The sequence below is a fragment of the Burkholderia sp. AU27893 genome (assembly GCF_002223205.1).
Classification (GTDB): domain Bacteria; phylum Pseudomonadota; class Gammaproteobacteria; order Burkholderiales; family Burkholderiaceae; genus Burkholderia.
Map to the genome: position 1 here is coordinate 1,544,031 of NZ_NKFD01000001.1, position 13,969 is coordinate 1,557,999.

The 13,969-nt window shown below is 64.8% G+C and carries 15 protein-coding genes; 5 read left to right on the forward strand and 10 right to left on the reverse strand.

The genetic code is table 11. The annotated features are described in order from the left end of the window. Nucleotides 1–3 precede the first annotated feature (3 nt). From phoU to phoR, 3 genes are read left to right on the forward strand one after another with little or no spacing between them, the layout of a single operon-like run. The gene (gene phoU, locus CFB47_RS07305) at nt 4–708 is read left to right on the forward strand and encodes a phosphate signaling complex protein PhoU (protein WP_039347650.1); all 705 of its coding nucleotides are present in this window, start codon (nt 4–6) and stop codon (nt 706–708) included. Nucleotides 709–738: 30 nt separating this feature from the next. After that, nucleotides 739–1,440: a phosphate regulon transcriptional regulator PhoB gene (gene phoB / locus CFB47_RS07310; protein WP_027787869.1), complete on the forward strand. Its 702-nt coding sequence runs from the start codon at nt 739–741 to the stop codon at nt 1,438–1,440. 57 nt (nt 1,441–1,497) lie between these two features. Continuing rightward, entirely contained in the window at nt 1,498–2,817 is a 1,320-nt protein-coding gene (phoR, locus tag CFB47_RS07315; protein ID WP_089460775.1) for a phosphate regulon sensor histidine kinase PhoR, read from the forward strand. Nucleotides 2,818–2,947: 130 nt separating this feature from the next. On the opposite strand, the gene ppk1 is transcribed toward phoR, so the two are convergent. Further along, complete coding sequence (ppk1, locus tag CFB47_RS07320) at nt 2,948–5,011, reverse strand: polyphosphate kinase 1 (protein ID WP_089439710.1); 2,064 nt, start codon at nt 5,009–5,011, stop codon at nt 2,948–2,950. A 279-nt stretch (nt 5,012–5,290) separates the two neighbouring features. Between ppk1 and ppx the strand changes: the two genes are divergently transcribed. Next, nucleotides 5,291–6,805, forward strand: a complete 1,515-nt coding sequence (ppx, locus tag CFB47_RS07325; protein ID WP_089455972.1) for an exopolyphosphatase — start codon at nt 5,291–5,293, stop codon at nt 6,803–6,805. Between the two features lie 108 nt (nt 6,806–6,913). Here the strand turns inward: ppx and CFB47_RS07330 are convergent, their stop codons facing one another. The 5 genes from CFB47_RS07330 to CFB47_RS07350 all read right to left on the reverse strand — a co-directional run bounded on the left by CFB47_RS07330 (nt 6,914) and on the right by CFB47_RS07350 (nt 10,912). Then, entirely contained in the window at nt 6,914–7,348 is a 435-nt protein-coding gene (locus tag CFB47_RS07330) for a hypothetical protein (RefSeq protein WP_089455973.1), read from the reverse strand. A gap of 531 nt (nt 7,349–7,879) precedes the next feature. After that, complete coding sequence (locus tag CFB47_RS07335) at nt 7,880–8,986, reverse strand: tyrosine-type recombinase/integrase (RefSeq protein ID WP_089460776.1); 1,107 nt, start codon at nt 8,984–8,986, stop codon at nt 7,880–7,882. After that, a complete protein-coding gene (locus CFB47_RS07340; protein ID WP_089460777.1) occupies nt 8,983–9,225 on the reverse strand; it encodes a DUF4224 domain-containing protein in 243 nt (80 codons plus the stop codon). The genes CFB47_RS07335 and CFB47_RS07340 overlap by 4 nt, the downstream gene beginning before the upstream one ends. Then, nucleotides 9,222–9,923, reverse strand: coding sequence for a hypothetical protein (locus tag CFB47_RS07345; protein WP_089460778.1), 702 nt, complete (start codon nt 9,921–9,923; stop codon nt 9,222–9,224). Before CFB47_RS07345 ends, CFB47_RS07340 begins: the two co-directional genes overlap by 4 nt. Continuing rightward, on the reverse strand, nt 9,920–10,912 hold the full coding sequence (locus CFB47_RS07350) for a phage Gp37/Gp68 family protein (protein ID WP_089460779.1): 993 nt from the start codon (nt 10,910–10,912) through the stop codon (nt 9,920–9,922). The genes CFB47_RS07345 and CFB47_RS07350 overlap by 4 nt, the downstream gene beginning before the upstream one ends. A 36-nt stretch (nt 10,913–10,948) precedes the next feature. On the opposite strand from CFB47_RS07350, the gene CFB47_RS07355 reads away from it, so the two are divergent. Next, nucleotides 10,949–11,134: a hypothetical protein gene (locus tag CFB47_RS07355; RefSeq protein ID WP_089460780.1), complete on the forward strand. Its 186-nt coding sequence runs from the start codon at nt 10,949–10,951 to the stop codon at nt 11,132–11,134. 7 nt (nt 11,135–11,141) lie between these two features. Here CFB47_RS07355 and CFB47_RS07360 read toward each other — a convergent pair whose 3' ends face one another. The 4 genes from CFB47_RS07360 to CFB47_RS07375 all read right to left on the reverse strand — a co-directional run bounded on the left by CFB47_RS07360 (nt 11,142) and on the right by CFB47_RS07375 (nt 13,964). Beyond that, the gene (locus CFB47_RS07360) at nt 11,142–11,492 is read right to left on the reverse strand and encodes a hypothetical protein (protein WP_089460781.1); all 351 of its coding nucleotides are present in this window, start codon (nt 11,490–11,492) and stop codon (nt 11,142–11,144) included. Then, on the reverse strand, nt 11,492–12,280 hold the full coding sequence (locus CFB47_RS41660; protein ID WP_256946656.1) for a hypothetical protein: 789 nt from the start codon (nt 12,278–12,280) through the stop codon (nt 11,492–11,494). Before CFB47_RS41660 ends, CFB47_RS07360 begins: the two co-directional genes overlap by 1 nt. Beyond that, entirely contained in the window at nt 12,277–13,173 is an 897-nt protein-coding gene (locus tag CFB47_RS07370) for a hypothetical protein (protein ID WP_089460782.1), read from the reverse strand. Before CFB47_RS07370 ends, CFB47_RS41660 begins: the two co-directional genes overlap by 4 nt. Before the next feature lie 65 nt (nt 13,174–13,238). After that, nucleotides 13,239–13,964 (reverse strand): 1-pyrroline-5-carboxylate dehydrogenase, encoded by a 726-nt coding sequence (locus tag CFB47_RS07375; RefSeq protein WP_256946657.1) that lies wholly within the window; start codon nt 13,962–13,964, stop codon nt 13,239–13,241. Between the last annotated feature and the right edge of the window lie 5 nt (nt 13,965–13,969).

The following is a 13,969-nucleotide window of genomic DNA, read 5'->3' on the forward strand; positions in this document are numbered from 1 at the left end:
GCCATGTCGGATAAACATCTGTCGAGCCAGTTCGACGCCGATCTCAACGCGGTGTCGTCGAAAGTGCTGGAAATGGGCGGGCTCGTCGAGTCGCAGATCGTCGGCGCGATGCACGCGCTGAACGAATTCGATCGCGATGCGGCCGAGAAGGTCATCACGGCCGAGGAAACGCTGAACGCGATGGAAGTCGACATCGACCAGGAGTGCGGCAACATCATCGCGCGGAGGCAGCCTGCCGCGCGTGACCTGCGCCTTTTGATGTCGATTTCGAAAACGATTACGAACCTCGAGCGCGCAGGCGACGAGGCCGAGAAGATCGCGAAGCGCGTGCGCCGCCTGGTCGACGAGCCGGCCGCGCGCACGGTCAACATCGCCGAGATCAAGGTGTCGGGCGAGATGGCCGTGACGATCCTGCGCCGCGCGCTCGACGCGTTCGCGCGTCTCGATACGGTCGCCGCCGCGCAGATCGTCAAGGACGACAAGGAAATCGACCAGGAATTCCGTGCGTTCGTGCGCAAGCTCGTGTCGTACATGCAGGAAGATCCGCGCACGATTTCGGTGGGCCTCGAGTACCTGTTCATCGCGAAGGCGATCGAGCGGATCGGCGACCACGCGAAGAACATCGCCGAATTCATCATCTACATCGTGAAGGGCACCGACGTGCGGCACCAGCCGCGCGACACGCTCGATCGCGAAGCCAACAGTTAATCGACTCCGTAAGGAAGAACAGAGGTGCCGATGCCCAGCAACATTCTCGTCGTTGAAGATGAGCCCGCGATTTCCGAACTGATCTCGGTGAATCTCCAGCACGCCGGTCACTGCCCGATTCGGGCGTACAACGCCGAACAGGCGCAGAACCTGATCAGCGACGTGCTGCCCGATCTCGTGCTGCTCGACTGGATGCTGCCGGGCAAGTCCGGTATTGCGTTCGCGCGCGACCTGCGCAACAACGAACGGACCAAGCACATCCCGATCATCATGCTGACTGCCCGAGGTGACGAGCAGGACAAGGTGCTCGGCCTCGAAATCGGCGCGGACGACTACGTGACGAAGCCGTTCTCGCCGAAGGAGCTGATGGCGCGGATCAAGGCCGTGCTGCGTCGTCGCGCGCCGCAGCTGACCGAGGACGTCGTGTCGATCAACGGGCTGCGCCTCGACCCGGCCACGCATCGCGTCGCCGCGCATGCGGAAGGCAGCGAGATCAAGCTCGATCTCGGCCCGACCGAGTTCCGCCTGCTGCATTTCTTCATGACGCATCCGGAGCGCGTGCACAGCCGCACGCAACTGCTCGACCAGGTGTGGGGCGACCATGTATTCGTCGAGGAGCGTACCGTCGACGTGCACATCAAACGATTGCGCGCGGCCTTGAAACCGGCCGGCTGCGATGCGATGATCGAGACCGTGCGCGGCAGCGGCTACCGGCTCGCCAAGCACGCGTAACGTATCCACGCATGCCGTGTGCCACGGCATGCCGTTCATTCTTTCGGGCGCTGAATCATGAACATCATCTGGGCGCGCTTTCTGGTGTCGCTCGTGCTGCTCGTGCTGATCGGCGTATTGGTCGGCGTCTTCGCCGGCCCGACCGCGGGCCTCGTGTTCGTGGTCGTGATGCTGGTCGCGCAGGGCTTTTTCAGTACCTTTCATACGCAGCGTCTGTGGCGGCTGCTCGATGCACCGGTCTATGGCGAGGTGCCGAGCGCGCCGGGCATCTGGGGCGAGATCTACTATCGCCTGCACAAGCTCGCGAAGCAGTGGCATGCGCAGGTGCGTCAGGTCGAGCAGCAGCATTCGCGCTTCATCCAGGCGATCCAGGCGTCGCCGAACGGCGTCGCGATGCTCGACGATCACGACCAGATCGAGTGGTGCAACGCGATCGCCGAGGTCCATTTCGGCCTCGACGCGAAGCGCGACCTGCGCCAGCACATCACCAACCTGGTTCGCCATCCGGAGTTCGTCCGCTACCTGAACGCGCAGCATTACGAGGAGACGCTCGTGATGCGCGGCATGGGCGAGTCGCGGCAGAACGTGCTGGAAGTGCAGGTGTTTCCGTACGGCGAGAATCGCAAGCTGCTGCTCACGCAGGACATCACCGAGCTCGAGCGGACCGATGCGATGCGGCGTGACTTCGTCGCGAACGTATCGCACGAGTTGAAGACGCCGCTCACCGTGCTGTCGGGGTTCCTCGAGACGATGCGCGAGCTGCCGCTGAACGAGGAGGATCGCGCGCGCTATCTCGACATGATGGAGCAGCAGGCCTCGCGGATGCGGCACATCGTGACCGACCTGCTGGTGCTCGCGAAGCTGGAGGGCGAGAGCAAGCCGCCGCTCGATCGCGCGATCGACATGCGGGCCGTGTTCGACCATCTGAAGGAGGACGCGCAGACGCTGTCGAACGGGCATCACGACATCGCGTTCTCGATCGACGAGACGCTCGGCGTCACCGGTGCGCAGACGGAGCTGTTCAGCGCGTTCGCGAATCTCGTCACGAACGCGATCCGCTATACGCCGGAAGGCGGCAAGATCGTCGTGACGTGGCGGCGCGAAGGCGCGCAGGGTGTGTTTTCCGTGACGGACAGCGGCTTCGGGATTCCGGCCGCCGACCTGCCGCGGCTCACCGAACGCTTCTACCGCGTCGACCGCAGCCGTTCGCGCGACACCGGCGGCACGGGGCTCGGCCTTGCGATCGTCAAGCACGTGCTGCAGCGGCATGACGCGCACCTGTACGTGCAGAGCGAGGAAGGGCGCGGCAGCACGTTCACCGCGCGCTTCCCGGGCTCGCGCATCATCGCGATCCGGCCGGCCGCTTACGAGGCATGATCGCGTAACGGCAGCCGTCGCTCGTTCGGTGAGCGATGTTATGCCGGCTCCCAATAAAAAACGCAGCCAGTCGGCTGCGTTTTTTATTGGGAGCGACGCGGCGCGCGACTTGAGCCGCACGGCCGATTCTTCAGGAGCAGAACTTCGCGAGCAACCCGAGTTGCGCGTTGCGGATCGTCTTGCCGGCGCGGCGGCGGCGATAGTGGCCGTCGCTGTGCATCTGCCACGCCGACTGGTTGTCGCCGAGGCACACCGACAGGCCCTCGGCGATCACGCGCCGCTTGAGCTTGCGATCGCGGATCGGGAACGCGACTTCGACGCGGCGGAACAGGTTGCGGTCCATCCAGTCGGCGCTCGACAGATAAACCTCCTCGGCGCCGTTCGCGTGGAAGTAGTAGATCCGGTGGTGCTCGAGGAAGCGGCCGACGATCGAGCGCACGGTGATGTTTTCCGACAGCCCCGGCACGCCGGGTTTCAGCGCGCAGACACCGCGCACGATCAGGTCGACCTTGACGCCGGCCTGCGACGCTTCGTACAGCGCCGCAATCACCGTCGGCTCCAGCAGCGCGTTCATTTTCGCGACGACGCGTGCGCGCTTGCCGGCGCGTGCATTGTCGATCTCCGCGCGGATCGAATCGATGATGCGCGGATGCAGCGTGAACGGCGACTGCCACAGCTCGTGCAGCGTGAGTTCGCCGCCGATGCCGGTCAGTTGCTGGAACACGTGATGGACGTCCTCGCAGATCTTCTGGTCGGCCGTCATCAGCCCGAAGTCGGTGTAGAGGCGTGCCGTGCGCGGATGGTAGTTGCCGGTGCCGAGGTGCACGTAGCGGCGCAGCGACGCCTTGCCGGCCTGCACGACGCGCCGCACGATCAGCATCATCTTCGCGTGGCACTTGTGGCCGACCACGCCGTACACGACATGCGCGCCGACGGCTTCGAGCTGCGACGCCCAGTTGATGTTGGTTTCCTCGTCGAAGCGCGCGAGCAGTTCGACGACGACGGTCACTTCCTTGCCGTTGCGCGCGGCTTCCATCAGCGCGTCCATCAGCGGCGAATCGGTGCCGGTGCGGTAGATCGTCTGCTTGATCGCGACGACGCTCGGATCCCTCGCGGCCTGCTGCAGCAGTTCGAGCACCGGCTGGAAGCTCTCGTACGGGTGGTGCAGCAGGATGTCGCCGTTGTCGATCGCGTCGAACATCGTCGGCGCGTTCGTGATCGCGGACGGGGTCGACGCGGTGAACGGCGTGAACTTCAGGTCGGGACGGTCGACGAGATCGGGAATCTGCATCAGCCGCACGAGGTTCACCGAACCGGCCACGCGATAGCAGTCCTTCTCGCCGAGTTCGCTTTCCACGAGCAGGCGGCGCACGATGTGCGGCGGCGAGTCGGCCGACACTTCGAGGCGCACTGCATTGCCGAGGTGGCGCGCGGGCAGTTCACCCTGCAGCGCGACGCGCAGGTTCGTGATTTCGTCTTCGTCGACGAACAGCTCGCTGTTGCGCGTGATGCGGAACTGGTTGCAGCTCTTCACCGTCAGTTGCGGGAAGAGCTCGCCGACGAAGCGCTGCATGAACGAGCTCAGCAGCACGAAGCCGTGCTCGAAACCCGACAGCGCGTGCGGCATGCGCACGACGCGCGGCAGCGCACGCGGCGCCTGCACGATGCCCATCACGGCCTGGCGTCCGAACGCGTCGCGGCCTTCGAGCTCGACGACGAAATTCAGGCTCTTGTTCAGCACGCGCGGGAACGGATGCGCGGGATCGAGGCCGATCGGCGTCAGCACCGGCAGCAGCTCGTCGAGGAAGTAGCGCCGCGCCCATTCGAGCTGCTCGTCGTTCCACGTGTCGCTCGCATGGAAGTAGATGCCTTCCTGTTCGAGCGCGGGCAGCACGGTTTCGTGCAGCATCGTGTACTGTCGATGGACGAGACGCTGCGCGCGTTCGACGACGAGATCGTAAGCATGTTGTAACGACATGCCGTCGGGCGTCAGTGCGCCGGGGTTGTCGCGGATCTGTTCCTGCAGGCCGGCCATCCGGACTTCGAAGAATTCGTCGAGGTTGCTGCTGGTGATGCAGATGAAGCGGAGGCGCTCGAGCAAAGGGACTTGCGGATCGGCTGCCTGGGCCAGCACGCGCTCGTTGAAACCGAGGATGCCGAGTTCACGATTGAGAAGCGGATAACGGACGGACATCGGCAGAGTAGGGGGTGATTCAGGCGATGATTCGAAAGGACGCTCGGAAACTCTCACGGTACGATGACGTGCGAATGACAATAATGTATTTATATCGGGAAATTCTACGCTGTAACCGTTTCGTCTCATAAATGTTTCGGCTATATGCAATCGAGCAGGATGCATGCCCGTGAAGCGTGGCAATGGCAAGCGTTCCACGCTTAAAATGTTGCCTTTGATTGATCGCCCGCGGTTGCCGCACCGGCCGCCGCGGGTGAACGCGCACGGAGCCCCCTTCTGATGGTTACAACCCCCCACTTGCTGGCTGCCGTGGATCTCGGCTCGAACAGCTTCCGGCTGATCGTCGGTCGCGTCGAGGAAACGCCGGCGGGCAGCCAGATCTATCCCGTCGACGCGCTGCGCGAGCCCGTCCGGCTGGCCGCGGGCCTGTCGAGCGACAAGATGCTCGATCGCGCGTCGCAGGAGCGTGGCTGGGAAGCGCTCAAGCGGTTCGGCGAGCGCCTGCGCGATTTCCATCCCGATCACGTGCGCGCGGTGGCGACCAACACGCTGCGCGTCGCGAAGAACGCGGCCGAGTTTCTCGGCGAAGCCGAAGCGGCACTGGGTTTCCCGATCGAAGTGATCGCGGGCCGCGAAGAAGCACGGCTGATCTATGCGGGCGCCGCGCACTCGGTGCCGGCGAGCGCGGGCAAGCGGCTCGTCGTCGACATCGGCGGCGGCTCCACCGAATTCATCATCGGCTCCCACTACACGCCGATCGTGATGGAGAGCCTCTATATCGGCTGCGTGAGCCACAGCCGCACCTTCTTCCCGGCCGGCAACGTCGACGAATACACGATGCGGCAGGCCGAACTCGCGGCCAAGCGCGAGATCCAGATCATTTCGAGCGAGTACAAGAAGGCCGGCTGGGACCAGGCGATCGGCTCGTCGGGCACCGCGCGTGCGCTCGCGGAACTCGTCGAAGCAAACGGCTTTAACGATCCGGGCATCACGCACGGCATTTCGCGCGGCGGCCTCGAGCGGCTCAAGCGTGCGCTGATCAAGTCGGAGAACGTCAACCGGCTGAAGCTGATCGCGCTGAAGCCCGATCGCGTGCCGGTGCTCGCGGGCGGCCTCGCGATCATGCTCGCGGTGTTCGAGGAACTCGGTGTCGACTACGTCGATACGACCGACGGCGCGTTGCGCCTCGGTGTGCTGTACGACCTGCTCGGCCGGACGCAGCACGAGGACATGCGTGCGGTGACCGTCGAGGGCTTCACGCGCCGCTACGGTGTCGATCGTGCGCAGGCCGAGCGGATCGGCGCGCTGGCGGGGCGTTTCTACGACGAACTCGAGGAAGCCGACGAAGAAGCGCGCGAGGAAGGACGGATGTTCCTCGGCTGGGCGGCCGCATTGCACGAGATCGGTTTGTCGATCTCGCACAGCGCGTATCACAAGCACTCGGCTTATATCGCGAGCAACGCGGACATGCCGGGTTTTTCGCGCACCGACCAGGCGCGCCTTGCCGCGCTCGTGCTCGGTCACGCGGGCAAGCTCGGCAAGCTGTCGCAGGCGCGCGAGGTCGAGTGGCCGCTGCTGTTCTGCCTGCGACTCGCGGCGCTGCTGTGTCGGCGCCGGACCGATGCCGGGCTGCCGGACATTTCCGTTTCGCAGATGAAGAAGGGCGGGTATGAAGTGCGCCTGCCGAGCGCGTGGGTCGAGCAGAACCCGTTGACCGACTATAGCCTCAGCCAGGAGGCGGCCGAGTGGGAGAAGGTCGGTATCCCGTATCGCGTGGTGTATACCGGCGCGTAACTGGCCGAAGCGAGGCCGCAGCGAGGTCGATAGCGGGGCTGGGAGGGGCCGGGCAGCAGGCAGGCTTGGTGCCCCTCAGGCTTGCCGCGTGATCGTCGTGGCAGCTGCTCAGTCCGACGAGCAGACGATCGCAGTCAGGAACGGAAACGCCTGCTTGACGGTCGCGTCGCTGCCGGCCTTGCGCACGGCTTCTTCCACCGCGCTTTTCGTGCCCCGCACCACGACGCCATAGGCCCAGTCGCCGATCGGCGTGCCGTCGCCCGGGCGGAAGATCGGGTCGTTCGCCTGGTATCCGAGCACGACGTAGACGCCGAAGCCGTACGCCGTCAGCGCGTGGCTCGTGCGGAATGCATTGACCGAGTTCGATTCGACGTGCATCGGCTCCGACTGGATGTCGCCGGCGGCGAGCAGCGGCGCGACGAATTTGTGGCCGGTCGAGTGGCAGTCGAGTGCGTCGTCGAGCGCCTTGGCCGACGCAGTGCCGGCAGTCGCGAGCGCGAGCAGCGATGTGCAGAGGGCGGTCTTGAGAATGTTGTTTTTCATGCGCGGATGCAGGTTGTCCCATGCGCATTATCGCGTGTTCTGGCAAGTGCCGTATGGGGGCTGCGGATGGCGCGTTGGCCCGTATGGCGTCGATGTGATTCGACGGGCCGGGCGGGCGCTCGATTCTTTCCAGTCAGCCTTTCCTGCAATGAAAGCGCAAGGTCGTCAGCCCTTTGCTTTGTGCCGACCTTCGAAATAGGGCGGCCGGGGGCTGCGTGGATCGTTGTAGCGTCGATGCCCCAATTGATCCCTACAATGAATCGAGGCGCCGCGAACCGGGAATCCCGGTTGACGCTCGAAGGGCCCAGAAACGGAAAAGGGGCTACGGTATGAACCGTAACCCCTTGATTCCTTGGTCGGAGCGATAGGATTCGAACCTACGACCCTCTGATCCCAAAGCAGCACTTACAGGATGCCTGCATCGCTTATCCAGTAAGGCATTCGCCGCTGTTGCCCCCAAATTATTGCACATAAAACGAGCAAGTTCCGGCGCGGGTTTGCTGGCAACTGTAGGGGAATTTTTGGGGACGATCAAGCGCTCGCGCGCAGTGGTACATGTAGACGAATTTCGCTCGTAGGCACATTTCTGGACTTTATGTAATCGAGGGTTTGCTTCTCATTCGTGTGCGCTGCCGTTTCCTTCAGCGCCTCGATGTCGTAGCCCGCGTTCTCCGCGTCCGTGAGCGCCATCGCGCGGATGTCCTTGATCGTGTACTTGACGTCCTCCAGGCCGGCCCGTTTCTTCGCGACTTTCCATGCCTTTAGGGCCGTGTTCGCCGCGTAGGGCGTTCCCTGCTTCGTGTGGATCACGTAGACACCTTTCACGCGGCCGATGCCGCGGGCGCGCTCGAGCACCGCTTCGATCTCTGGAGTGATCTTGAAATCGACGGCGACGCCGCTCGAATCCTCGGTTTTCGAGGGCCGGAAGTGAATCACGCCGGCGGCGCGATCAACCCAGGAACACCCGTCCGGATCCTTCGGATCGACGGTCCAGCGCAGATTGCGGATCTCGGTGGAGCGCTGCGCGGTCAGGTAGCAAAGGTCGATGAAGCACTGCATCATCGGGCCGGTTGGCACCTTGGCAGTGAGCTGGCGGCCGCCGCGCTCGTACGTGAACGTCAGCATGCATTCCCGTATCGCCGCGAAGTGGTCGCCGCTGATCAACGTCGTGCGCGGCTTCGGCTTCTTCAGCTTCACGTCGCGGCACGGGTTCGTCGTCATCAGGCGCTGGTCGATGCACCAGTCGAAGAAGCCGGACAGGAACGCCCGCATCACGCGCTGCATGTGCGGCTTGTCCTTCCAGTTGTCTTTCAGGAACTGGCGCACGTAGGGCACGTCCATCTGGTCGATATCGACGTCCGCGAACCCGCGCTTCACGTAGCGGCCGTAGGCCGGCCACGCCCTTTCCTTGTGGTCCTTCTGGTGCAGCCTAACGTACTTGTCGACCAGGTGCGGGATGTTGCCCGTACCGTCGATTTTCTCGACCTTCGCCTTTTCGGCTGCCAGGCGCTCGAGCATGCGCACCTCGCCGTCCTCGACGCGGCACAGTTTCTTCCAGCGCTCGGTGTAGGGCTGCACCCAGTAGTACGACCCGTCGCGTATGTAGACGCGGCGGACCGGTGGCTTTCGCTTCGTCATGCGGCTCGGTGAACAGAACGGAGGGCCGGGCGCTCGCGCGTGCCGGGCGCGTCGCCGGCGAGGCCGGCTTTCTTCGCCTGGAGCGACTCGAAGGTCGACCAGGTCATGATCACGGCACCGTTCGCGGCCGTGATGACGTCGATACCGAACGTCGCCTTGAACCAGTCGGCCTGTTTGCCGTATCGCTTCTTGCCGGTCACGCGGACGAGATCGGCCTCGTTCATCAGGCGCTCGCTCATGATTCGATCCTCCGAAATTCAACAACCCACACCCAGGGGTTCGCATCCCAGCCGTGACCGCGCGCGGCATTCAGCCCGTCCCAGAGCTGGCGGAACTGCGCGACGCAGCCCTCGACCGGATCGACGCGCCGGGCGGCGCGCCGCGGATCGCGGATACCTTCCGCGATCGCGTCCTCCCAGCTGATCGACTGCAGCCGTTCGGCGCGCACCGCAGTGATCTCGAGCGTGATGCGCGATGCCCAGCGCGGCATGTGGATCGACGGCACCCATCGCCCCTTGATTGCGGCGTCGGGCATCGTCCATTCCTCGTCTATTTCGCGTTCCGCAAAATAGACGCCGTCGCCGGCTGCCTGGTAGTCGACCCATATGTCTGAGCAGTCGCAGGTGTCGAGCGAGCACGAATGTGAAGTGCGTGGCTTCCATGTCTCGCGCACCCACAGCCGATCACCGGGATTTCCGTGCGGGTAGGGAAGCTGATTGCATTGCTCATCGCCGCGGAGCGCCCACCAGAATCCGGTGTTCGGATCTTCGAAGCCCCAGCATGCCGGGTCATTCCAGTCCGGGCCGTCCTTCGGCCCACCGCCGATGAAATCGACATAGCTGCGTTTCGGGATCGCTACGCGGCGCGTCTGCGTCTTGCGGCCTTCGAGGATGGCGCGCACCATCGGGCCGCTGAAAAGGATCGGGCGCTCTTTCATCGTGCCTCCGGGAATTCGTCGTGCATGCGGCCGTCGAGCTGTCGGCCGGCGGCGCGCTTGCCTGCGTTGCCCATGATCGTTCCGTCACGGTGCGTGAACTTGGGGCCGCGCACGGGCACGCCCTCGACGTGACCCATCATCGGAATCCATTCGCCCCATTGCTTGAACAGGAACGGAACGCCGTATGCCGTGCACTGGTCGCGAAGATCGCGAGCCCATTCTGGGTGCATCGGCCGCGCGCCGTGGCCGCTTTCGCCGCCTACAATCACCCAGTCGATTTCGGGCGAGCTGTAGCCCGTCCCGTCCTCCGCGTATTCGGTGGTCGGCCCATGAATCCATGGCGCATCAGCAGGGCAATCCTCGCAGGACTGCATTTCCCGCATGCAGCACACGCCAGTCGGATCGAACCAGGCTCGAAGATCTACCGGGCCGAGCAGCGGCTCCAGGGACAGGAACCGGCGGCGCGCCGGCGTCATGAGTAGCTTTTCGATGTCGCGGTCGGCCTCGACCTGGCCGACGATCGTCGCGCCGAGCCAGACGTTCGACCACGGCCACGGTGTATTGACGCCGCGGCCGGCGAGCTCGAGCGCCCGCGTGATCATCGATCCGGCATTGCCGATGCGTTTCGTGAGCAGCAGCCAGTCGAGGTGAGGCGTGTTCCAGATCAGGTCGATCAGGTCCGCGCGCCATGCGTCCGGAACTGCGTTATCGAACACGTCGGCGAGCGATGCGCAGAACACGCGCTGGCGCCGGCCGTGCGCGGCGAAGAACTCGGCATGCGCCGCTTCCCATGCGAGCGGCTTCCGCCAGTTCGCCGGCGATGTGCGGCGGCGCGGGGCGCCGGACCCCCAGTTCACGGCGGTGCCTCCGCCGAAGCGCGCATTCCGCGTCTCGGCGTAGCAGTGATCGCAGCCCGGCCCGACTTTCTGGCAGCCTTCCCATGGGTTGAACGTGTGGTCGCACCACTCGATCTTCGTGTTCTCGCTCATGCTACGATCCCTCGCTCAAAATAATGTGGGGTAGGTATGGGGAAGCTTTCGCTCGGCGCATGCGCGCTCATCGTGGTCATGTTCGGGATCGCAGTCGCTGCGTGGATGTTGCGGTACACGCCGGTGAACAATGCGATGGTCTGGGATCGCTGGACGCACGATATGTGCTTCGTCGAGTTCGCGTCGCAGGGGAAGCACATCAAGTGCATGGGTGACGAATAGCGGATGCTCATCGCCGCACCATCATGCAAAGGTCGGCGCGACGCCGAATCTCGGACATGTACGAGTCGAGGTCGCCCGTCATGACGAAGTGCGTGCGCGGCGCGGCCGGCGTGCCGACGTACTTCTCGCGCGGCGCGGCGGCGCGCGGCTCGGTGCCGGCGATGCAGAAGCTGTCGTGGCCCGACTTCGGCACGCGCATGCGCGAGAGCTGCCCGGCAATCGCCATGCCCTCGAGAATCGGCCGCATGCGGCCGGCCTCCATGTTGAACTGGATCGCGAGGTTATACGGGGCGTAGATCACGCCGGGCTTCATGACGGCGAGCACGTCGGCGGCCGTCGGCTTGTTGTTGCGGCGCATTATTGTGCCCCCTGCAGCGGTTCCGGATTCATGTAGACGTGGAGGGCGGCCGGCAGCACGAGCGGCCCGGCGGCGCGCTGGTGGAGCATCATCGCGAAGTTGCCGACGTCGACCGGATCGCCCTTGGCGACGTGCTCGACCAGGTAGCGTGCGAGCGTCGTGACGTCGCACTGCTTCGGGTCGTCCCAGCCGCCGCGGCCGGCGGCGCGCTTTTCGGCGAGTTTCGCCTTCATCACCGCCGCGAACCGATCGACGGCCAGGTCATCGGGATGTTGCGCCGCCGCGCGAGCCTCGTTGATACGGTCTTCCAGTTCCTGCGGCAGTGGGTTGCGGCGGCCGCCATAGTCGAGCAGCGTGATCTCCGCAGTGCGCTGGCCGCAGCAGTCGTCCCAACGCTCGAACCGGATGCGGCCGTAACCGGTCGCGACGAACACGTCGCCTGGTTTGATCGTTGCGATGCTAAATTTTTCCTGGACTCGTGCGCTGTCGCGCGCGGCAACGAGTTTCGGGTGCAGCTCGAGCGTGTCGGCGGCCGGGTCGAGCAGCTCGTTGCGCGGGTCGAGGACGACGGTCATACCGAACGTGACGCGGAACAGATTTCCCGTCGAGGCCGCATCGAGGATCGCGGCGAGAGCGCGCTGGCACTGTTTGGCGTCATCGCGATCGAACCGTTCGAGTTTGTCGGAATCGTCGGCGTACGGCATCCAGCCTTTCTCGAGCTGCTCGATGACGTTCGAGACGTCGAGCGCCGCGTCGAGATCGGCTTTCGAAGCACGGGCCATTTTCATGATGCGTCTCCCTTGCGGGCTGCTTCGATCGCGAAATCGATGGCCTCGTGGATCTGCCAATCGAAGTGATCGGCATCGGTTTCGAAGTTCGGCTCTTCGCCGTCCGGCCCGTACACTTCGACCCAGCCGGCGTCGCGCTCCATGCACGCATTGACGCCCCAGCCATCGGGCAGCTCGGCGCAGGCGCGCTGCACGGGATCAGTGTTGTAGACGGGGTTCCAGTGATACGGCGCCGTCGCTGGGGAGTGCTCCTCCGCCTCGCGCTTCAGGCGGTCGCGCATTGATTCGCGCTTCTTCTCGCGCACGTACAGCGCGACCGGGCCGTCCTCGGTGTCGTAGATCTCGAGCAGCAGCCAGCCGTCGCCGGCCGGCGCGCTCGGCATCCAGAAGCTGCAGTTCGCGCTGTTGGATGCGAAGTACTGGTCGTACGTGTCGCAATCAACGTCGTTCTCCATATGGATGAACGCGGCTTCGATGCCGAAGGCAGCGAAGAATGTCTCGTAGTTCACGTCCTCGTCGAGATAGGGGACTGCCGGGTTCGACAGCATGCCGTCTTCGTCGCGCATGATCTCGCGCGGCGTGAGGATCGCGCGTCGCAGCCCTTCGAGGCTCAGCGGCGCGATGGGCTTCCCGCTGGCGAGGGATGTGATGCCGTGAACGATGCCGATCGCGAACATGCTATTCGCCTGCACGGCATCCCGAAGCACATCGGCCGCGTCGAGAATGGACGGCCGCACGCACGCCGCTGCGTGTTGCTCGAGCGTTGCGACCGTCTTGCCGACGAGGTTGCGCAGCTCGGCTTTCTCGTGCTCAGCGGTTTCCAGCGCGTTCCCATGGTCGAATACGCCGCCGATCAGCGACCAGGCGGACGCGTAGACTTGCGCCTGTTCCATGATGGTGGCGATGAGCGCGGCAGCGCTCGGCGTGTTGGTGGAGGTTATGGTGTGTCCTATCGTGGTTATCGCGGCATCCATTGCGCGCCGCGCACGATCCGGCCGACCGGTTCGAGCACGAGCACTTCGGATTCCCTTTCGCTGCGCACGAGCGCGGTGCCGCGCCTCTGCGCCTTCTCAAGCGACGTATGTCGCTGCGGCTTGCTGTTGCTGCCGATCGTCACGAACAGCGGCGCGCGTGCGCCGACCGGGCCAAGCGTCAGCTCATCGATCCGCGCCTCGAGCGTTGCGGCGTTCGCGCGCCAGGTGTCGGCCTTCAACTGCGCGGCGTCACGCTCGGCGGTGAGGCGCTCGACCTCGGCGCGCAGATCTGCGACGACGCGCGGCGTGCTGTCTGCAGCGACGGCCGAGGCCGGAAGCGCGGCGATGGCGTCGGCTAGCGACGGCATCGCGGCGGCCACTGGCGTATCGTTGGCTGCGGGCACCAGCGCGGCGCCGCGCGCGAGCCAGTACACGTATTCGTTGCCGCCGCCGGCGCGCTTCTCGCGCTCGACCAGGCCGCCCGCGTGCATCTTGTTGATCGCCTTCACGACGTCCAGGTGCGGCAGTCCGATCCCGGTCGCGACCGTCTTGGCTGTCGCCTCGGCGACGGTGCCGAGGAAGGTTTCGATGTCTTCCGTCATGTGGTCCTCACCAGTTCGGGAAAGCTGCAAGGGTGGGTGCTCGGCTCGCATATGGCAGCGGGTAGCATGAATCGCCGGCGCTGCACGCCTGGTTGTGACGGCGCCCACCCGTC

What these genes read in the sequence shown, in the direction of transcription:
- phoU (WP_039347650.1), top strand. Translation starts at nt 4, where the DNA reads ATGTCGGATAAACATCTGTCGAGCCAGTTCGACGCCGATCTCAACGCG.
- phoB (WP_027787869.1), top strand. Translation starts at nt 739, where the DNA reads ATGCCCAGCAACATTCTCGTCGTTGAAGATGAGCCCGCGATTTCCGAA.
- phoR (WP_089460775.1), top strand. Translation starts at nt 1,498, where the DNA reads ATGAACATCATCTGGGCGCGCTTTCTGGTGTCGCTCGTGCTGCTCGTG.
- ppk1 (WP_089439710.1), bottom strand. Translation starts at nt 5,011, where the DNA reads ATGTCCGTCCGTTATCCGCTTCTCAATCGTGAACTCGGCATCCTCGGT.
- ppx (WP_089455972.1), top strand. Translation starts at nt 5,291, where the DNA reads ATGGTTACAACCCCCCACTTGCTGGCTGCCGTGGATCTCGGCTCGAAC.
- CFB47_RS07330 (WP_089455973.1), bottom strand. Translation starts at nt 7,348, where the DNA reads ATGAAAAACAACATTCTCAAGACCGCCCTCTGCACATCGCTGCTCGCG.
- CFB47_RS07335 (WP_089460776.1), bottom strand. Translation starts at nt 8,986, where the DNA reads ATGACGAAGCGAAAGCCACCGGTCCGCCGCGTCTACATACGCGACGGG.
- CFB47_RS07340 (WP_089460777.1), bottom strand. Translation starts at nt 9,225, where the DNA reads ATGAGCGAGCGCCTGATGAACGAGGCCGATCTCGTCCGCGTGACCGGC.
- CFB47_RS07345 (WP_089460778.1), bottom strand. Translation starts at nt 9,923, where the DNA reads ATGAAAGAGCGCCCGATCCTTTTCAGCGGCCCGATGGTGCGCGCCATC.
- CFB47_RS07350 (WP_089460779.1), bottom strand. Translation starts at nt 10,912, where the DNA reads ATGAGCGAGAACACGAAGATCGAGTGGTGCGACCACACGTTCAACCCA.
- CFB47_RS07355 (WP_089460780.1), top strand. Translation starts at nt 10,949, where the DNA reads ATGGGGAAGCTTTCGCTCGGCGCATGCGCGCTCATCGTGGTCATGTTC.
- CFB47_RS07360 (WP_089460781.1), bottom strand. Translation starts at nt 11,492, where the DNA reads ATGCGCCGCAACAACAAGCCGACGGCCGCCGACGTGCTCGCCGTCATG.
- CFB47_RS41660 (WP_256946656.1), bottom strand. Translation starts at nt 12,280, where the DNA reads ATGAAAATGGCCCGTGCTTCGAAAGCCGATCTCGACGCGGCGCTCGAC.
- CFB47_RS07370 (WP_089460782.1), bottom strand. Translation starts at nt 13,173, where the DNA reads ATGGAACAGGCGCAAGTCTACGCGTCCGCCTGGTCGCTGATCGGCGGC.